The following is a 19,926-nucleotide window of genomic DNA, read 5'->3' as shown; positions in this document are numbered from 1 at the left end:
GTCCCTCCGAGGGTTTTACAACAGATCTGTCAATGCTATACCGACACCAATTCGTTGCTGATGGTGATTGTAGTCGATAAGGCTTTCACCGTATCCATTTGCATACTGTACATAACCTCTTAACCTGCCCCATAGAGGAAAGGTAAGCCCCAGCTCAGCATAACCGTTTCCGGTACTGAAATTCTGCCTGCCGGTAAAGTTAAGTACGTAGTCGTCCCAACGGTGAGCCATTGTTAGCTCAAAATGTCCCATGTAATCGTCAATATCAGGGTTATCATCGCCGTCGGATTCACCCGGTTGTGTCTTTTTGTCCTCAGGCAGTCGCCACCAGGGACGAATAGCCATGGCAAAGTGGTCTCGCTCATACATCATTGCTGCATACACGCGGTTCCAACTGCGTGACAACGCCTGACTGCGACCGTTGGACTGGTGCTCTATACCCAGAACAAACCCGGTGTTACCTCCTGCGATTTTCCATGCCAGTGGTGTGGTGTAAAACACTTCCGGTTGGTAATTGGTTTCGCGGAATGGGGCAGAAATTTCGTTTGCATAGACCTGCCACCAGGATTGCAGGGTGAAGCCAAAGTAGAGACCGTCCCCATCCATAAACATACTGTTGTAGTTCAAAGGTACTTTAAAACTGATTTGGAATTTGGCTTCAGTGTCTTTGAGGTCTTTCGTCCAGTCGTTGGAAAACGCATAGGCCTCCCTGTTGATACTGGTGGTGTAACTTACCGGGAGAATGTAATTCATCCTGTGGGGAGTGATGACAAAGGGATTGAATTCAGTCCGCCTTTCATCAAAGAAGCGGTGGCTGATTGCGCCGGCCTTAGGAAGTTCTTCCCCTGTAGGGTCACAGTGCTCTCGAATTTCAGCCACGGTTTCATCCCTGCCTAATTTCAGGCGGTTGAGCAGACATTGGTCAATATCTTCTGGACGGGTGCCTGTTTTATCTTCAGTGCTGTTTTCAACGATCTCGCTATTTGTACCAGACTGATCTGGTTCAGCTTCAGCCGATGCAGAGAGTGGCAGGAAAGCAAGCAGTGTGGTGGTGATAACGGGAAATAACAGCCGGAATGTCATGTTACGCTCTTGTGCTTTTGTTTTCGCATTACTCTAACAGTCCGCTGTTAAGAAGCAATGCGGGCAATGTAATAAAGAATGCACAATTTGGAAGAAAAAGCACCGTGGAAGCGAATTTTTCATCAATTCGGTGATTTAACAGACTGAATGGTCAGGGGACGGTTAATTCTTTTTGAAGAAAAGTACGCATAGGGGTTGTTTTTGTGACGTACTTCACTATAAACTTCGCGCCCGGCCAGAGTGTGCACCCTTCCCGGAGGCGTGTGTACACGTTGAGCCACCAGAAACAAGTTGTCACCCGGACGTGAATGACCCGAAGGAATCGGACCGGCGACGTATTTAGCTTGTTATCATGGTGACTTATATGTTTATCAGTTGGGCGGACACTTCTTCTTTACCCGGATATTCCTTATCCGTTCTGAGCTATTCAGAGATCTTCCGTTCCCGCCAACTGTGTCAGCCTGATACGCCTTTTCCCCTTTCCACCAATCAATTTCTGATTAAAGGTTAAAAATGCATATTCTTATGAGTCTGGCCGGTATGCTGTCGCTGGTCGTAATCGGCTGGCTGCTGTCTGAAAACCGCAAAGCTGTTAATTGGCGTACTGTACTGGGAGCATTTGGTCTGCAAGCCAGTTTTGCGGCCTTGGTACTCTATTTCCCGGTTGGCCAGAAAATGCTGGGTGCAATGAGCAGTGGTGTAGCTTCGCTTCTGAGTTTTGCAGACCAGGGTATCAACTTCCTGTTTGGTAACCTGGCGACCAATGGCTTTGTGTTTGCCATCCGTGTGCTTCCCCTGGTTATCTTCATCAGTGCACTGATTTCTGTCCTGTACTACCTCGGCATCATGCAATGGGTAATCAAAATTATTGGTGGTGGAATCCAGCGCCTGTTGGGCACCAGCCGTGCCGAATCCCTGGTAACTACCGGTAACATTTTCCTGTCCCAGGGCGAATCGCCACTGCTGGTTCGTCCTTTCCTTTCAAGCATGACGCGCTCTGAGCTTTTTGCGGTAATGACAGGCGGTATGGCTTCGGTAGCGGGCTCTGTACTGGGCGGCTATGCGGGACTGGGCGTTGAGCTGAAATACCTGATTGCCGCGAGCTTCATGGCAGCACCCGGCAGCCTTCTGATGGCTAAGCTGCTGGTGCCTGAAACCAGCGTTCCTGCTGATCAGGACGATATCGAAATGGGTAAGAGCGAGCAGGCGAATGTGATCGACGCGCTGGCAACCGGGGCAATGAACGGTATGAAGATCGCTGTTGCTATCGGTACCATGCTGATTGCCTTCGTGAGTGTTATCGCAATGGTGAATGCTGGCTTGGAAAGTCTGGGTAATGTATTCGGCTTCCAGGGCGTCACTATGCAGAGCATCCTCGGTTACATCTTTGCCCCTGTTGCTTACCTGGTGGGTGTTCCTTCAAACGAAATGGCGCAAGCCGGCTCTCTGATTGGCCAGAAGCTGATTCTGAACGAATTTGTCGCTTACCTGGATTTTGCTGAAATCAAGGAAGCGCTGAGCGCACATACCCAGGTGATTATCACCTTCGCATTATGTGGTTTTGCAAATATTGGCTCTATCGCTATCCAGCTTGGTGCTATCGGTACCATGGCACCGGATCGCCGCAAAGATATCGCCAACCTGGGTTTCAAAGCCGTATTGGCTGCGACCCTTGCAAACCTGATGAGTGCGGCATTGGCGGGTATGTTTACCAGCCTGTAAGCGGGTATATTCCTGAACAGGGAAAACAGACCAATAAAGAAAAGCCCCGGAAGTGATGCTTCCGGGGCTTATTCGTATAAAGAATGTGTTTCAGCGTGAAGGTTTAGAACGCTTTTGGCGCAAAACCGGTAACTTCTTTCAGGCCCATCTGGCGGCCAAGTGCGGTAAGAGGGTGTACAACAACCAGTCCTTTTACCGACTTCTTCAGTTTACCCAGGTCTGCCTGCTCAGCTTTGGTCAGGGCGCGTTTGAATTTCAAAGAACTCAGATCGCTGGTCTTCTTGAATACCTGGCGTTCACGCTGGCTTTTTACGGCGTTAATACGCTTTACCTGTGCCTCGATTTCCTTTCTGGCTTCATCAGCAATCGCGTCATCATTACGGCTAATCGCAGCACTCAGCTTGCGGCGCAGTCTGTCCAGACGGTTGTTCAGTTGCTGGAGCTCTGTATTGAGGTTCATAGTGTTACCTGTTTACTTTCATTGGAGTGACCACGCTACCGAGGCGCAACATGGTCAGAAAAAAGAGTTATCGCTTACCGGCTTTTTGACGCAGTTCGAAATCCAGTTCATCCGGATAAACAACCACGCCTTCGCCTTGCTGATCAGGGAAAATGGCAATTGCCAACTCGTCGTCTTCCAGACCCGGTGTCCAACGGCTGTGCCACTTTGCCAGTGAGATGGCTTCTGCCTTGCATTCTGCCCAGTCACCGGTTGCCCATGATTCGGCGAATTCCTTACGCGGCCAAACCGGGACACAGTCTTCTTCATCGGTATTGAGCATCACGCAGCCGTGTTCGTCAACGAGAATCCAAATCTGGCGTTGGGCGACAACTTCGCTAACGAGGTACTTAAAACGCTTTTCCGCATCATAAGCGGCGATTTCAGCCAGTTGGCCAGCGTCAAGGGAATCTGACATGACAGGATCCTGTAGGTTGTAGTTCAACGTGGATTATGGCAAACGTCCCATCAACTCACCATTAAAAATAGCGTTAGCTAAGAAATATAAGCACAAATTCTCTTTACAGCAGGTTTTGTGCTGAATAATTGTACCGCAGCATCTACTGTGCACCGCTTCGTTTGGCTTGCAGTTTTCGGGCAAACTCCTGAGAGTACTTCTGTAGTTTGGGAGCGGCGCGCTGAACCATCTGTATGGACATTTGCATGGATGCCTGAGTAATGGCTGGCATTTTACGAATGACGGACTGCCCGGTCTCAGTTTGGTAAAAGGCAATCATGTCTTCTATCTCTTTTTCACTGAAATGTTCGGCGTAAAGCGCAATGATTTGGGGTTCCAGATTTGCCCAATTCAACTCTTCCATTGCTATTTTCTGAACACCAGCCTGGTATTCCTCAAACAGTGCCCGTTCATCCGGTTGAAGGTTTGCCTGTTGAGCTATGTTGTTAGTCATACTCTGCATTTGGGTGTCCAGAACATCCACAATGCTGTCCATGTTCATCAGGTTCACCAGCTTTTGTACCCTTTCGCTGGGGGCCGGGGCTGACATTGCCGACAGCGGGAAAAAGAGCATGAGTACCAAGAATAGTCTGTTCACATTGAGTTCCTTGTATTGATGCTTTTACAGCCGCATAACGGGATTCATTCGCCATGGTCGCAGAAAGTCGGGTACTGAGCCATTACAGAAATGAGATTGGGTGCGGGATACAGGAACAGTAAGTGGCAAAGGGGGGCATCAGGGGGGAACCGGGCCCAGAAAGGCCAAGGCCCGGATAGTTAAGTTATTTTGACGGAGGAGTATTCAACAGGAAGTTAAGTGTAGAAATCAGTTTTTCGACACTGTCATGTTCTGCGGTGTTGACGAGGTACTTTCCGTTAACGATGAATGTCGGTACTGAAACAATTTCAGCTTGCTCAGTGACTTCATCAGCTTTTTCCATTGCCTTAAACAGTGCCTGTTGTTGTTGCTCGCTCAGGGAATAAGGGCTGGTAAGGCCGTACTTTTCAAAAAGTGCGGTAATGATTTCCTTGTTTTTGTCCGGGGATTCAGTCTGCTCTTCCTGCACGTATTTAAACAGTGCAGCAGTCAGTGCGGGATCAAGTTTGCCTTCTGCCTGAATCGCTGCTGAATAGTAAAGCAGGGCAGCAAACATAGCACTTTCATTGAATGTCACATGCACTTTGCTGATGTCCTGGCTGGTTCCTTTTTCTATCGCCGGGATAGCATCCTCCATCATGCGGCAATGTCCACACGAAAGAGAGAAAACTTCAGTAACAGGGGCAATTTTTCCTGCACTGATTGGATTGGCTATAACGGTGTATTCTTTTCCTTCCGTTGGTTTTCCATTGTCACTGCAGGCTGACAATGTCAACGTTGCCAGGGCAGCAAACAGCAGAGATTTAATTTTCATGCTTATTCTCTTTGGTTGGCATGTGGGTTTATCTGGGCCGAAACCATACGGCTAGTACCGGGCAAGTTATTTGGTCGCCCTACAGATTGAAATCATCGTGGGCCAACACACTAAGCTTGCGGGTACTAGGCTCTGGCGGCATTGGACTATAGGGATTCTAACCGCTGTCGTCCACATAAGTGCAGAGGGAAACGTTACAGTTTGTGTTTTCCTTGATGGCCTGGGTGTTCAGGAAGGTTGCTCCGGGGATGTTGATTGCAACCGGAAGGTTTCCGGACTGCAGCCAAACCGTTGGCGGAATACCCGGCAAAAATAACTGGTGTCCTGGATACCAACTTCAGCAGCCAGGCTGATCAGGCTATGGTTTGAGTTAACCAGCCGCCAGCGGGCATACTGCATTTTCATTTCATGCCAGTATTCACGGGTTGTCATACCAAAGCGGTTTTTAAATTGCCTGTCTAACTGGCGGCGGCTAATTCCCACTAAACTGGCGAGTTCTTCTGTGGTGGTTTTTACTTCCATCAAACCCCGCATCAGATTGATTGCCCGGCCGACGTGCCTGCTCACATCTGTTTCGACATGCATGGACTTGACCTGGTGAATTTCCCCCCGGGCCTCGTCAACCAACATGTCCGCCAGCCCTTTCATTGCCCGGGTGCGACCACAGTGCCGGGCGAGAAGCTCAACGGCCAGGTCAATGGCTGCTCCCCCTCCCGCACAACTGATACGTTTGCGGTCAAAACAGTAAATTTGCTCGGCACGGACTTCTATGCCGGGAAAAGCCTCCCGGAATTCTTTGATATGCCGCCAGTGGATGGCAACTCTGTGGCCTTTCAGCAACCCGGCACTGGCAAGCAGGAAACTGGCATTGTCGATACTTACCAGTGTGACACCCTGTCCGGCAGCCTGCCTCAGTAATTCACCATACTTGGCAGCAAGCATTTGGCTTTGGCGTGCGGTCCTGCTGCCAAAAATCACCAGATAGTCATAGTCAGTCAGCCGTATATCCCTGGGGGTTACCTGAATTTCCACTGCTACGCCGCTGTTGGCACAGATATGTCCGGGTTTGTCGCCCAGAATGTCCCAGCTGCAGTAACGTTGTTGGCTGTAGTCTTCTTCATCAGCAGAGAATCGCAGCTTATCGATGAAGCCCCCAAAGGGCAGCATGGCAAAATCAGGCAGGGGCAACAGAAGGAAGCGCACCTCCGGTTTCGCTTTCGGGGTGTTCTCACCAGGCAGGTTGCTGACACTGGATAGGGTACTAACCATAACAGGTGTCTTATCCATTAAACGTATGTCCAAATAGTATCGTACGATTTCCGGAAATTACCATGATATGCACCAAAAACCGTATAAACTTGCGCTCTCTGAATGACGGGCATTTTGAAAGGAAACCCCATGGCCTTTGATATTTGGCTGCTTTTCTTGACGGCGGCTGTTGGCATTGCCTTTGTACCGGGTCCAAACAGCTTGTTGGCGCTGACGCATGGCGCGTTATACGGGCACAAACGGACTTTGTATACCATCTGTGGCGGGGTTATAGGGCTGGTTGTATTGGCTCTGGCTTCCATGGCGGGAATAGGGGCGATTCTTGCTGCATCAGCTCACGCCCTGACTTTCATGAGATGGATTGGTGGTGCTTACCTTATTTGGCTGGGATTCCAGCTTTGGAGGTCCCCTGGATTACAACTGGAGCATAATCAAACGGTACAGGTTAAACGCGGACGCTCTATGTTCTCGCAAGGATTGCTGGCTGCATTGACTAACCCCAAAGCGATGTTGTTCTTTGCCGCGTTTTTACCGCAGTTCCTGCGTTCAGATCAGCCCTTGCTCCCTCAGTTCGTGATCATGGCACTCACTATTGCAGTGGTAGAACTGTCAGTAGAGTACATGGTTGCCGTGGTCGCGTTCAAAATTCGCCCTTGGCTGGCACGCAGCGGAAAAGGGTTTAACCGTACCTGTGGGGGCATTTTTGCGCTTATCGGCGCGGCACTGCCATTAAGCCGTTAATACTGACAAGGCTCTAGCCCTTTGGGGTGTTGCCGGAATGAAGGGGCAGTTCGTATATTGCAACATCATGAAACTGCCCAAACTTGAAACCCACTTCAGTCATTTGCCCTACCTGGACAAACCCGAACTTACGGTGTAACGCTTCAGACACCTGGTTTGGTAGGGTAATCAGAGAGTAAGCCCTGCGAAACGCTGATTTCTTCATGTCGGAGATAAGATGGGAAAGCAGTGCGGATCCCAACCCTTTAACTGACATGTCCGGTTTCAGGTAGATGGTGACCTCGGTTGATGTCTGGTACGCGAGTTTTTCGCGAAATTCGTTGTTGTAGGCAAAACCCACAACACTGCCGTCGATTTCTGCAACAAGGAGGTGGTACATCCCTGGGTGCTTTTGCAATTTAGCCAACCAGGCTTCCCGCTTTTCCATCGTCCATTCATCAATATCGAATGTGATGGAGGTATTCGAAATATAGTGGTTATAGATGGAGTTTATAGCTTCCAAGTCACCTTGCGCGAACGGGCGGATTATCCAACTCATTCTTGTCCCTTCTCCCTTAATTCCTTTTTTCAACAGGCATATGTCAGCGTATCGGGTAATGACCCAATAGTGACATGGGACAGTTGGTGTGACAATTCATCATTTTAGTGTCCGGACGTATTGGTGATTGCCGCTGTAGTGCTGAATTTCTATTTAATGTCGCCTACAAATTGGGACGAAACCCACCCGGTTGTACCACCTGCGGTTTCAACCAGCATCCAGTCTGGCTGAGCGTTAAGGATTCTGACGTAAGTCCCCTGTTTAAGTTGTCCCAGAACCTGTGATTGTGTAGAGGGTTTTGCCCGGACATTCAGTTTATCGGCAGATATTGCCTTGTATCTCGTATTTGCCGCTGTCGTATTTGTACTGTTGAGAAATACTTCCCTGAAGTTGCGCTGGCCAAACACATCGTCCAGCTCCGGAAGGTTAACAGAGAGTGTGGGGGCAGGCTCCGGGGCTGGGGGCTCTTGTTCTGAAATGGGTTCATCCAGTTGTGACTGCTGTTCGTGTTGCATTTCAGAAAGTACATTGACCAATTGATTGTTGCGGGATTCCTGCTTGTTCAGCTGTTCGGTCAGATCCTGAACAAGGAGGTATAACCCGTCTTCCTGCTGTTTTGCGTGAATGTAAATACTGATACCCGATATTACGCTGCAGACAACAGCCAACACCGTGACCCAACCGCGTATCGTTACGCGCTTCAACCAGAATTGGCCGTTTTGATCCAGTGTTACCCCAGAAATAGCAGCGAAAGCTGCACCAAGTCCAAAAAGAATCATCGAGATCGTGTATGCCAACATAGCCTAGCCTTGTTTTAGTTATATGGTGAGTTCTTTTGTACTCATTGCAGTACCTGCAATGAGCGTGACTCTTTGGTAAGGAGAGTTCCTTATTTCTGAGGCTACAACTGTTGGGGGCTGGGGTGTCGTTTCGTGATTGAGATTCGATGATTGCGGGTAAAAGGCTCCGGCGAAGTATCGCCAGAGCGTTAAGGTCTTACATTTTAGACAACGCTGTCGCTATATCCGCGGCGAGCCTTGCGTTGTTTAATACCAGCTGGATATTTGAGGCCAGGCTGTTTCCGCCGGTAAGTTCACAAACCCGGGACAGCAGAAATGGAGTTGTCGCTTTTCCGGCAATACCGTTAGCCACTGCTTCAAGGAGTGCTTTTTCTATGGCGTTGTCGATAGTCTCTCTGGGCATGGCAAATTCTGGCGGGATCGGGTTGGCGATAACTGTTCCTCCTTCTAATGACAGGATCTCACGGGTATGCAGTACCCGTGCGATATCTTCAGGAGTGTTCAGGGTGTAATCCACGTCAAAGTCACTTTCCCCGGTATAGAACGCCGGAAGCATTTTGGTACGGTAACCGATTACAGGGACACCGAGCGTTTCCAGGTATTCCCGGGTCAGTCCAAGGTCAAGGATAGATTTCGCTCCGGCACATACGACCGCTACCGGTGTTTTAGCCAACTCCTGGAGGTCTGCGGAGATATCGAATGTTTGCTGGGCTTCGCGGTGGACACCGCCAATACCGCCGGTTGCAAAAACCTTTATACCGGCCATGGCGGCGAGGATCATTGTTGCAGCAACGGTCGTTGCACCGTGGCTTTTCCCAGCGACGACAAACGGGATATCCCTTCGGCTGACTTTTGTTACCGAGGTACCGGCTTTACCCAGTACTTCAATTTCATCTGCTGACAGCCCGATTTTTAACCGTCCGTCCAATATTGCGATGGTAGCCGGAACGGCCCCTTTTTCCCGGACGGCGGTTTCTACCTGCCGGGCTGTTTCTACATTCTGGGGGTAGGGCATACCATGGGAAATGATAGTGGATTCCAGAGCCACAACCGGCCTGCGTTCTGCCAGTGCGCCGGCAACCTCAGGTGCGATATCGAGAAACGGATTAATCTTCATTGCAGGCATCCTTCAGACATGTAAATACAGATGATTCAGAAATAAGGGGATTGACGGCGGTATCTGCTTCTCGCGCCAGACTGGCAGCTGCGACAGCAAACTGGAGCGTTTTTTCTCTTGGCCAGTTGTTGGAGCGAGCGTGAACCAGCCCGGCCATCAGCGCGTCACCACAACCGGTAACGTTGGCTCCGTTTCCTTCAATTGCCGGTATATGGACACCGTTACCATCCATACTTGACCAGATACCATCCCGTCCAAGGCTGATGACAACGTGTCGTACACCGAGGTTGTGGATCTCACAGGAGATACCAGCAAGATCACCGGGTTGTCCTTCCGGTATGCCTGCCAGCATCGCCGCCTCGGCACGGTTGGGTTTGAGGGTGTCGATATTGCCAAGGTGAGGTTTGAGTTTTTGACACTTGGTAGCAGAAACCGGGTCGGCAAATATCGGCGTATCCCTGTAACGGGCAAAAATCCATGAAAGGGTTGCTTCTGACAGGTTGGCATCAACAACGATAAGGCTGGCGCAACTGAGTACACCATGGCATTTCTCAAGGGCATCCGGGGTCAGATGATCCAGTACTGCCATATCGTTTACTGCCTGGGAGACTTCCCCATCGCTGTCTAGGATGGACACAAAGCAAGACGTCGATGCTTCCTTTACTGTAATGCTGAATTCCGTGTTGATGGCGAGATCCCGGCAGTGCTCGAGGATCTTGTCCCCCCACATATCGTTTCCCACTGCCGTGATTAACCGGCAGTCCGTGCCAAGGCGAGCCAGGTTTTCAGCGATATTCCTGCCAACACCGCCAAATCCGGAAAAGATATCGCTCGGCGTGGAGTCTGCCCCGGAAAGAGGGATCCTGGCTCTTCCACAGATATCCATGTTGGCGCCACCAACAACAACGACATATCGTTTTGGAGCAACAATATACCCCTTCCCCTGGATACGGCCCTGACGAGTCAGGTTCATGATGTGCCCGGCCAGTGAACTTCGGCTTATACCAAGCCGTTTAGCCATCTCCTGTTGTGACATAGTGGGATATCTGGCAACCAGCGCCAGCACTTCTGCTTCGCGTTCGGTCATAGGGGTCCTTCCCTTTATTTGTCAGGTAACGCCAATAAATCTCTTAGTTGGTGAAAACAAAAGTTTGTTCGTCAAACATTTGTTAAATTGTAAACAAAAAAAGCTCGCCTTCCGTGATGGTGAGCAGAAAACGAGCAAAACTAAAGGGTAGCTTTAAGGGTTAAGCGGTGTTGGACACCCAACTGCGGTGCCAGGCACTGAGTGACTGCAATTCTCTCGGTTTACAAAGCAAAAACCCTTGAATGGTAATTCGGTTGTAGTATTTCTGTAGGTATTCGAAATCGGCTATTTTTTCTATCCCTTCCGCGACCAGTTCAATACCAATACTTTCAGCAATATCGACCAGCGACTGGACGACAACCTGGGAGAATTTGTCTTTGTGCAAACCATCAATCAGTGACCGGTCAATTTTTACCTCGGTGAATGGCAAGCTTCGAAGTTGATGGAGGTTGGTGTAACCGGTACCAAAATCATCAAGCGATAACCCATAGCCTCGCATACGCAGGCGATTGAGAGATTCGAGTTGAATAGCACTTTTTAATGCGAACTCTTCTGTGATTTCCAGGACTATCCGGTTTCTTTCTATTTGGTACTGCTCCAACATTTTCTCCAGATCATCTGGGTAATCGAGGTCAGACAATTGGGAAGGGGAAAGGTTGAAACACAGTTTAATCTGTTCCCCAAAAATCCTTTTGAGTCTTTGGTAGTCGACCACTGCTTTCGCTACGAGTTGAAGCGTTACGCGGTCTATTAACTGGTGGGCAATGGCAGTAGGGATAAAGTGCCCTGGCAACATAGCGTCAACTTGGCCGGGGCGGTTTATTCTCGCCAACACTTCGACACCGGTTACTTTGTTATTACGGAGATCAAGCTTGGGCTGGTAGTACGGGGTAATCTGGCTAAGGTTAATTGCTTCAACAAGTTCCTCTTTAGTAATCGGGAGGTAATGTCTGAAGTGCCTTTCCTTAAGTTGCTCGACCTTTTGGAACAACCACCGTAAATCGGCCATCTGGATGGGTTTAGAAAGGTTGCCTACCAGGCAAACCTTGTGCTGGCGAGAAATCTCACAAGCCAACTCTACGATCCGCTTGTCCATTTCAGAAATGATGCCAATTGCCCCTTTGAAGCCCATATCTCCCAGCTTGCGGACCACTTGCATCCCGTCATATCCAGGCATGTTGAGATCGGTAAGGATGACATCGAAACGTTCAGGTGCGGCATAAACCATATCTATGGCATGGTGCGGGGAGTTTGTTGTCGTGATGTTGTGGTAACCGATTTCATTAAGCATGGTTTGCATGACCAACAGAATTGCCTCTGAGTCATCAATCACCAATATATTTTTATTATCTATGTTGGTGTGCATTCCATTTCCCTGCAATCAGCCCGTAACGTTAAAAATAGCCTATAGATGTTTGAGTGTAAAAATAGATGCACATGTTTTTGTTTTGAGAATGTGATTTCAATACCGGGTCATCAGTATGTATGCCAATTTAGGCGTGGCGCATTGGGAGTAAAAGAAAGAAATGTCAGCAATACAATGCACCTTTTAGTTAAAGATACGCCCGCTAAAATGACTGCACGGACGGAGTTTGTATTGCGGGTATTTGCGGGCGTGGAATAAAAATAGGCAATTCAACAGTGAATTAGTTCTAATTTCTTGATCATAGAGAAATACCAGAACTGGTTGATTCTCTATAGTAGTCTGAACAATAGCCAATACAGTTTGGTACCCAGCCGAATTTACTTATCCGGAGAGTTAATGGACTGCCGCCAACCCGTACTCAACAGCCAGCGTCTGACACTTCGCCCTTTTACCTTGGCTGATGCCGGAAAAGTGGCCGATTTGGCAGGGGACTGGCGCATCGCTGACACTACCGAAGCTGTGCCACATCCCTACAGCCATGATTTGGCTGAACAGTGGATTATTTCCCACCTTCCTGCTTGGTTGCGCAGGGAAGAGGTGATTTTTGGCGTGTTCAACCGTTTTGAAGCCGGTCAACTGATAGGTGCCATCGGGGTCCACGGTATTCAGCATAGCCGGGGAGAGTTGGGTTACTGGATCGGCGTTCCATATTGGGGGAACGGGTATGCCACGGAAGCGGCAAAGTCAGTGACACATTTTTGCTTTGAAAAACTGGGCCTGACAGAAATTTTTGCCCGACACCTGGAGCGCAACCCTGCATCGGGCAGGGTGCTGCAAAAGAACGGCTTTACTGAGCTCGATGAAATCCCTGCAATATGGAAGCTGATGGAAGAACGGGAGGCAACCCGTTACTACCGTATTCGAAGATAACTACAGCAGTAATCTTGCGTCAGTCCCTGTGAACCGCAACATCAGTTTCTGTTGGTGGCAGACAGTATTCGCGCCTTTTCTTTTTCGTCCAGCAGGCGTATGTTGAATCACCCAGCTTTGTGACCTGTTAAAAACATGACAATTATCTACCAAACATCCCGTCTGCGGGTTCGGGCTTTCACCCATGACGATGCCGCTTTTATCCAAAAACTGCTGAATGAGCCGGGATTTATCCAAAACATTGCGGATAAAGGCGTGCGCTCTTGTGAAGACGCCATTAATTACCTTGATAGTGTCCCTTTGGCCAGTTATGAAAAATATGGATACGGCCTTTGGTGCATGGAGTTGAAGGAGACCGGGCAACCGGTGGGCATGTGTGGTCTGGTTAAACGTGATTACCTGGCCCATCCGGATATTGGATATGCCATCCTTTCTGATTTCTACCGCCAGGGGCTCACCGCTGAAGCGGTTGCCGGTACCATCGCGTGGGCAAGGGATGAAATGGATATGCCCGCACTGCTTGGCATTGTTAATGTAGGCAATGAGGCGTCACAAAAAGTACTTGAAGGCGCAGGCCTGAGTTATCAGGGTTTAGTTGAACCAGCCCCTGATATGCCATCCCTTCAGTTATACAAAATTCTGTTGTAGAACGTTCACGTAATGTTCTCTTTGGAAATCTCGTTATAAAGGTTAATCCTGCCTGTTGCTTCTGGGTACAGGCAGGGCTTTGAGGATTTCGCTGGCAATTTCATAATCAAAGTGATCAATTGCTTCTTCAAGTTTATCTGAAGAGGCCCGCTCCCAAGCAGTCAGCGGCTTGATTTGATGGAAAATTTCCATTGCACCGATATCGTAGTTTTTAAGGCTGTCAGTCAGAGCGTGATAAAGGGTTTCGGCATCGAGTTGGACTTTTGGTTCTTCTTCCACATGGTAAACTGACCGTTTCCACGTATCTATTTGCTGGTCCAGAAGCTCAAGCCGGTTTATGAGGTCAACAATTACCGCAGAATCCGGCGCCTCTGCTTCCTCGATACTGCTCTCCATAATTTCGGCAAGATTTTCCAGGTGAGTAGCCCCAAGGTTGCCTGCTGATCCTCTTAATGTGTGAACCCGGTGCAGGGCTTCTTTCCAGTCTTCCGTTTCAATCGCGTGTTGGAGAGTCTGTGCTTCACGAAGCTGGCTGGAAACAAAGTTATCGAGCAGGTTCCAATATGTTTCTGCGTTCCCACCTACTCGCATTATACCGGTTTGTGCGTCAATACCCTCAACATCCGGCCACGTCATATCATTGTCGTCTGATAACTGTGGCATTGAAATTTCGCTTTCTGGCCGAAACGCTTTGGGCATATTGAGGTAGTGGCTGATTTTGCTGTAGAGCAGGTTAACATCCAGCGGCTTTGCGATGTGATCATCCATTCCCGCCTCAATGCAACGGTCAACATCCTGTTTCATAGCATTGGCTGTCATGGCGATGATTTTCAGGTCGGCAAACTTCGATTGTTCCCGGATTTTCTGGGTGGCTGTGATGCCATCCATAACAGGCATTTGCATATCCATAAATACAAGGTCGAAGTATTGGTGGTCAAGTTTATTCAGTGCCTCCTGCCCATCACAGGCTAAAACGACATCCAGCCCGACTGAAGAAAGAATGCCCTTGGCAACTTCCTGGTTGGTTTCGTTGTCTTCAACAACCAGCACGGTATTGCCGCTGAAATCCGGCCTGTGTTCTTTCAGCGAGGATGGGTGCTGTTTGGCAGGAGACAGCCTGTAACTGTCCATAATGGCATCAATAAGGTTGGATGGGTTTACAGGCTTAATAATGAGGGCATCTGCAAGCTGGTTTACTCCGCTTTTTATCCCAACTTCCCGGCCGTGTGCGGTAACTAAAAATAGCTTTGGGGGAGGGGACATACCGAGACTGCGGATTTTTCGCATGGTATCCACGCCATTAATTCCCGGCATGTTCCAATCCAAAAAGATCATATCGTAAGTTGAGTTACTTAACTCTGCGAGCGCCTCTTCACCACTGCTGACGGCCTGGGTGTCAAAGTGCATTGCGCTAAGGAGCGTTACCATAATATCCCGGGCGGAATCATTGTCATCTACGACCAGCACGCGCTTGCCTCGCAGGTTAGCGATGGGTCGGTATTGCTGCCGGATACGGGCTTCCTGAAGGCCGCATTCGAGGGTAAAGCTGAAGGTTGAACCTTTGCCTTCTTCGCTCTGGACGGAAATATCCCCCCCCATCAGCTCGACAAGGCGTCGTGTAATGCTCAGCCCAAGGCCAGTCCCGCCAAATTTCCGTGTAATACTTCCATCTGCCTGAGAGAAAGCTTCAAACAGCTTCCTTTGTTGCTCCTCGGGAATGCCTATTCCCGTGTCACGGACAAGGCATTCCAGTGTCACGCTGTCCTGATAGCGTTCCTTGAGTTTTATACTGACGACAATTTCGCCCCGGTCTGTGAACTTAACGGCGTTACCACACAGGTTGATAAGAACCTGACCCATGCGTAAAGGATCACCGACCAGCCCCGTGGGAATGGTAGGGTCAATATCAAACAGAAATTCCAGTGACTTTTCCTGCGCCTTAAAGCTGATCACGGTGGCAAGGTTGTCCATTACCTCTTCGAGCTGGAACGGAATATGCTCCACGTCCAGCTTACCGGCTTCAATCTTAGAGAAATCGAGGATATCGTTGATAATACCGAGCAGGTTTTTCGCAGAATCATTAATACGGCTGACGTATCGGTTCTGCTCAGTGGAAAGTTCGGTACCAAGGGTAAGGTGCGCCATACCGATGATAGCATTCATGGGTGTGCGTATTTCATGGCTCATGTTGGCGAGGAACTCATCTTTGGTTCGGCTCATGTCATCAGCGGCGTTTTTGGCGTCCCTCAACGCGTTTTCCATCTTTTTGCGCTCGGTCAGGTCAAGAAGAATACCTACGATGCCGCCGACATAACCGTCGGCAGCATGGAAAGTAGCCTCATAAACAAGCATGTCCCTCACCGTACCGTCCTGTTGGGACAATTGAACCTCAAAGTCGTGACTGCCGGGATTTTCCATCAGTGCCACCCCTGAATCCATCAGGGCCTTGGCCGTATCAGCAGGCATTATTTCGTAAGGCGTCGAACCGAGAATATCCACTTCAAACATGCCGAGAAGCTCCGCGAACTTCATATTGATGTTCAGGAAGCGGCCATCAGTATCCAGGCAGAACATGGGGTTGGGTGTGGCATCAAGTATTTCTTTGTTAAGGAGTGATTGCTCCAGAGCCCTTTGTTCTGCCCGGCGCTGTATTTCAGCGTTTTGGGTCAATTGGATGCTGACAGAGAGGTCTTCGAGGATTTCGAGCAGCAAAGCATGTTTGTTGTCTGTTAAAGGCTGGGTTGTGGCGATTTCGAGTAATGCTACAGGTTTATCGTTTACGTGCAGCGGAAAGTAATGTACTTCTTCCAAAGAAAGCCTGCCACCGTTTACCGGCACAACATACGAGCCTTTGAGGTTCCGTATAGAGTGGTACTGTCCCCCATTTAAGATACTTACTTGGGTTGAGGTGGGGGAGAGAAACGTATCGGGTGCTGCGTCGCCGTACCCGATGCCTGACATGCGGATGAGCTTGTCACCATCTTTGACGTATATTCCGGTTTGCGCCACGTCTAACCGCTCCGCGAGGAAGCGGGTAACTTCATTGCAAACATGTTCCGTGGACTGGGCGTTGCGCAGGACAATGTTGAAGTCCTTAAGCACATTATTGCGAGAAAGTTGCATCGAAATGCGTTGGAAAACCGAATTGAGTGAATTGGCAAAGTGGCCAATTTCCCCGCCTTTTGAACTGTCCAGGGTAAAAGCAAAATCGTCCTTTTCAACGTGAGAGACGACCTTGCGCAATGTACTGCTCATAGGGTTGATAAATTGGCTGAGGAGCTTGGTAAATGATGTGACAATGGTTATCAATAGCAAGCCAGCCATCGAGAGTTCCAGCAATTCCAAGCGCCTTGCTCCAGATTCTACCGACTCTATTTGTGTATTTATCCGTTCGATAATCTGGTTGTGCGCTGCGGCAATGGCAGACATGATCTTGGCTTTTTCATCAAAATACTGCTCGCTGTAAAGCAATTCCTGACCAGCATTTTCTGCACTAAACGAAACCTGTGTTGCTTTTATGTGTTCTATGACGTTAAAAGCTTCTACTTCCAGCTCGACGAGGGATTCAGACAGGTTCAGGGCGCGGGCGAGTTGTGAGATTTCATCCTGCTTGAGACTGGACTGGCTGATTCGTTCAATGAGTGATTGCCCACTGTTCGGGGTCGGGGTGGCTGAGAAAAGTGAGTTTTGCTTTGATGCCTGATCCCAGTAGTCGTAGAGGGCTCTTTCCGGGAGCGTAAACTTACCTGCACGAAGATCCAACACCCGGTAATAGAGACGTTTCCATTTTTCATCCCCTGTAGAGACATAAGCTCGCGCAAATTTTGTCAGATGGTCGGAGCTTTGCTTTAGTTCATGAGAGAGCTTGTAAAAAACAGTCAGCTCACTGTGTCCGGCCCGGTCTTCATTGAGTGCGTGCGTAGAAAACAAAGCGGTGAGGGTCATGGCGACGGTAAAAATAATCATCAGGGAGAAAAGTACAATAAACGTGCTTTTAATTGACCTCATATCCTTTCCCATAACGTCAGCAAGCCATATTTGCATTGATGATATAGAGTGCAGTCAGTAACTGTATTTCACATATCGCCGGTGCATCGACGTTTTACAACTGGCACAACTATCGCTAAGTATAGACAAGTGATTGATTATCGCCTGTTTGTTGATGTCTGCTCTCTCATATGGGGTGACTGCGCTCCATTGGTACTCATCCTGGCTGATGTTGGATAGCCACAATATATTGAGATTGGTGAGTAATATGGCGCCTGATTCATTTTGGATTCAGCCGTTTTGCTGTAAGGTTCAGGCATAACCTGGTTCAAAAGAAAAAATAAAAGACGTGCAGAATCAAGCTTCCTCAACAAACACTGTGCCGGTTTTTCTCGCCGGACCCATTCTTCGAAAAGTCTCTCCTTCAGAAGTGACTGTTTGGTATGTCTCCTCCACACTTCTCAGCGGCAATCTGTCTGTGTATCAGGAAGGTGAGCGGTTAGCGGGAACAGCTTTGGACGAAGCGCGGCAGGTACGGGTAGGAAACAGTGCGTGGGTGTGCCTGGTGACACTGAACGGGAATTTCCCTGTTGATACCGCACTTGAATACGATATTGAAACTGAACAGGGCAATATGGCGGACTTGGTCCCCGGTATACTCTACGAAGGGGAGAAAAGGGTAGAGTTTACCATTTGCTCCCGTGCTAGTTACCTGTTGCACGGCTCCTGCCGAAACCCTTCACACACAGGTGCTGACAGCTTGGTTGCTGCCGACAAAAAGCTTGCCGGCCTGGCAGCGACAGACAGGCCATGTGTGCTGATTATGAGTGGTGACCAGATTTATGCGGATCATGTGGCAGGGCCGTTACTGGGGGCTATTCAACAGTTTGGAGAACAGTACGGACTGGTAGAGGAAAAATTCTCCGATGCCTGCGTGGGGGACACTGTCGCGTTACGTCATGCCGTTTCCAATATTTATGGGCGAAATTCCGTCTTGCCTGTCAGCAAAGTACCCGAAACTGCAGCGATGAAATGGCGGAAGCAACCGGTATTTACATCGACAGATTGCGACAATCACCTGATTTCGTTGGCCGAGTTTATTGGCATGTACTGTCTTGTCTGGTCTCCATCCGGTTGGCGTAATATAGACCTGACTCCCCCTCAGTCACTGACTGAAGCCCAGAGAACTCGCTGGCTTGAAGAAAAAGAAGCGATTGAAAGCTTTACCGCTGGCCTTTCAAAGGTTCGTCGCCTGCTCGCACACCTGCCAACGTACATGATCTTTGATGACCATGATGTGACTGACGACTGGAACCTGACTGTTGGCTGGGAACAGGCAGCTTATTCGCACCCTTTCTCCCGCATAATTATTGGAAACGGTCTGCTGGCTTACTGGTTGTGCCAGGGGTGGGGGAACGCCCCGGAAAACTTCCCAGATAATTGGGAGCAGATGGCGGACAGTATCTATTCGGAAGGGCAGGATGGCTTTGCATCTTCTTCCCATCACCAGCAGTTTATCGATACGCTTTACCAGTTTAACCACTGGCACTACGAGGTAGAAACCTCACCCAAAATACTGGTACTGGACACCCGGACCCAACGCTGGCAATCGGAATCCCGGATGAACAAGCCATCTGGCCTGATGGACTGGGAATCCCTGATGGCGTTCCAGCAAGCGACCCTCGGTGAGCAAGCGGTCATTGTCGTTTCGGCTACCCCAATGTTCGGGGTAAAGTTTATTGAAGCGATTCAACGGGTTTTCACCTGGTTTGGCTTGCCCCTGATGGTGGATGCCGAAAACTGGATGGCCCATCCGGGCTCAGCAAATACCCTGCTGAGTATCTTTACCCACACCAAGACACCAACCAATTTCGTTGTGTTGTCTGGGGACGTGCACTATTCGTTCGCCTACGATATCCGTTTACGATTCCGGCGTAATAGCCCACACATTTACCAGATTTGCTGCAGTGGGATTAAAAACACCTTCCCGGAAAAACTGCTGCGGGTTTGTGAGCTGGCAGACCGGGTGCTGTATGCACCGTATTCACCGTTGAACCTGTTTACCAAACGTAAGCGGATGAAAGTCCTGAAACGCGACCCTGACTTACCGGGAGGTAACCGGCTGGTAAACTCGACAGCAATCGGCGAAGTGCGGATAGGGGAGGATGGCGTGCCTACGGAAATCTCATTGCTGACCGGTGAGGGTAAACAGGTACATTTTCCGCCGCCGAAGGATGACTAGTCCCATTGTAAGCAGCTTGGAGCAGGGA

The 19,926-nt window shown here is 49.3% G+C and carries 17 protein-coding genes; 5 read left to right on the top strand and 12 right to left on the bottom strand.

Features of this window, described 5'->3' with window-relative positions; translation table 11 throughout:
- Nucleotides 1-15: 15 nt before the first annotated feature.
- A complete protein-coding gene (locus tag NF212_RS18575) occupies nt 16-1,083 on the bottom strand; it encodes a phospholipase A (protein WP_434362223.1) in 1,068 nt (355 codons plus the stop codon).
- Nucleotides 1,084-1,596: 513 nt separating this feature from the next.
- On the opposite strand from NF212_RS18575, the gene NF212_RS18570 reads away from it, so the two are divergent.
- Complete coding sequence (locus NF212_RS18570) at nt 1,597-2,805, top strand: NupC/NupG family nucleoside CNT transporter (protein ID WP_434362221.1); 1,209 nt, start codon at nt 1,597-1,599, stop codon at nt 2,803-2,805.
- Between the two features lie 103 nt (nt 2,806-2,908).
- On the opposite strand, the gene NF212_RS18565 is transcribed toward NF212_RS18570, so the two are convergent.
- The 5 genes from NF212_RS18565 to NF212_RS18545 form a co-directional block, all read right to left on the bottom strand.
- Nucleotides 2,909-3,265 carry a YibL family ribosome-associated protein gene (locus NF212_RS18565; RefSeq protein ID WP_434362219.1) on the bottom strand — a complete coding sequence of 119 codons (357 nt, stop codon included), beginning with the start codon at nt 3,263-3,265 and terminating at the stop codon, nt 2,909-2,911.
- A 67-nt stretch (nt 3,266-3,332) separates the two neighbouring features.
- Nucleotides 3,333-3,722 carry a DUF2750 domain-containing protein gene (locus NF212_RS18560; RefSeq protein ID WP_434362218.1) on the bottom strand — a complete coding sequence of 130 codons (390 nt, stop codon included), beginning with the start codon at nt 3,720-3,722 and terminating at the stop codon, nt 3,333-3,335.
- A 142-nt stretch (nt 3,723-3,864) separates the two neighbouring features.
- Nucleotides 3,865-4,359 carry a DUF2059 domain-containing protein gene (locus tag NF212_RS18555; protein WP_434362217.1) on the bottom strand — a complete coding sequence of 165 codons (495 nt, stop codon included), beginning with the start codon at nt 4,357-4,359 and terminating at the stop codon, nt 3,865-3,867.
- Between the two features lie 184 nt (nt 4,360-4,543).
- The gene (locus NF212_RS18550) at nt 4,544-5,173 is read right to left on the bottom strand and encodes a thioredoxin domain-containing protein (protein WP_434362215.1); all 630 of its coding nucleotides are present in this window, start codon (nt 5,171-5,173) and stop codon (nt 4,544-4,546) included.
- 228 nt (nt 5,174-5,401) lie between these two features.
- A complete protein-coding gene (locus tag NF212_RS18545) occupies nt 5,402-6,460 on the bottom strand; it encodes a GlxA family transcriptional regulator (RefSeq protein ID WP_434362213.1) in 1,059 nt (352 codons plus the stop codon).
- Between the two features lie 111 nt (nt 6,461-6,571).
- On the opposite strand from NF212_RS18545, the gene NF212_RS18540 reads away from it, so the two are divergent.
- A complete protein-coding gene (locus NF212_RS18540) occupies nt 6,572-7,183 on the top strand; it encodes a LysE family translocator (protein ID WP_434362211.1) in 612 nt (203 codons plus the stop codon).
- Between the two features lie 13 nt (nt 7,184-7,196).
- Here the strand turns inward: NF212_RS18540 and NF212_RS18535 are convergent, their stop codons facing one another.
- The 5 genes from NF212_RS18535 to NF212_RS18515 all read right to left on the bottom strand — a co-directional run bounded on the left by NF212_RS18535 (nt 7,197) and on the right by NF212_RS18515 (nt 12,091).
- Entirely contained in the window at nt 7,197-7,721 is a 525-nt protein-coding gene (locus NF212_RS18535; RefSeq protein ID WP_434362208.1) for a GNAT family N-acetyltransferase, read from the bottom strand.
- Between the two features lie 149 nt (nt 7,722-7,870).
- Nucleotides 7,871-8,521 (bottom strand): SH3 domain-containing protein, encoded by a 651-nt coding sequence (locus NF212_RS18530; protein ID WP_434362206.1) that lies wholly within the window; start codon nt 8,519-8,521, stop codon nt 7,871-7,873.
- A 196-nt stretch (nt 8,522-8,717) separates the two neighbouring features.
- Nucleotides 8,718-9,638, bottom strand: coding sequence for a pseudouridine-5'-phosphate glycosidase (locus NF212_RS18525; RefSeq protein ID WP_434362204.1), 921 nt, complete (start codon nt 9,636-9,638; stop codon nt 8,718-8,720).
- Nucleotides 9,628-10,725, bottom strand: coding sequence for a PfkB family carbohydrate kinase (locus NF212_RS18520; protein ID WP_434362202.1), 1,098 nt, complete (start codon nt 10,723-10,725; stop codon nt 9,628-9,630). Before NF212_RS18520 ends, NF212_RS18525 begins: the two co-directional genes overlap by 11 nt.
- A 160-nt stretch (nt 10,726-10,885) precedes the next feature.
- On the bottom strand, nt 10,886-12,091 hold the full coding sequence (locus NF212_RS18515; protein WP_434362200.1) for an EAL domain-containing response regulator: 1,206 nt from the start codon (nt 12,089-12,091) through the stop codon (nt 10,886-10,888).
- A gap of 396 nt (nt 12,092-12,487) precedes the next feature.
- On the opposite strand from NF212_RS18515, the gene NF212_RS18510 reads away from it, so the two are divergent.
- Both NF212_RS18510 and NF212_RS18505 read left to right on the top strand, forming a co-directional pair.
- Nucleotides 12,488-13,021 (top strand): GNAT family N-acetyltransferase, encoded by a 534-nt coding sequence (locus NF212_RS18510; RefSeq protein WP_434362198.1) that lies wholly within the window; start codon nt 12,488-12,490, stop codon nt 13,019-13,021.
- Between the two features lie 135 nt (nt 13,022-13,156).
- Nucleotides 13,157-13,669, top strand: a complete 513-nt coding sequence (locus NF212_RS18505) for a GNAT family N-acetyltransferase (protein WP_434362196.1) — start codon at nt 13,157-13,159, stop codon at nt 13,667-13,669.
- 42 nt (nt 13,670-13,711) lie between these two features.
- On the opposite strand, the gene NF212_RS18500 is transcribed toward NF212_RS18505, so the two are convergent.
- A complete protein-coding gene (locus tag NF212_RS18500; RefSeq protein ID WP_434362194.1) occupies nt 13,712-17,677 on the bottom strand; it encodes a response regulator in 3,966 nt (1,321 codons plus the stop codon).
- A gap of 328 nt (nt 17,678-18,005) precedes the next feature.
- Here NF212_RS18500 and NF212_RS18495 point away from each other — a divergent pair, with 328 nt between their 5' ends.
- Entirely contained in the window at nt 18,006-19,898 is a 1,893-nt protein-coding gene (locus NF212_RS18495; protein ID WP_434362192.1) for an alkaline phosphatase D family protein, read from the top strand.
- Nucleotides 19,899-19,926: the final 28 nt, after the last annotated feature.

The sequence above is a fragment of the Parasalinivibrio latis genome (assembly GCF_036825535.1).
Classification (GTDB): domain Bacteria; phylum Pseudomonadota; class Gammaproteobacteria; order Enterobacterales; family Vibrionaceae; genus Parasalinivibrio; species Parasalinivibrio latis.
Note: the sequence above shows the minus strand (reverse complement) of the source record. Positions and strands in the feature narration are given on the sequence as shown.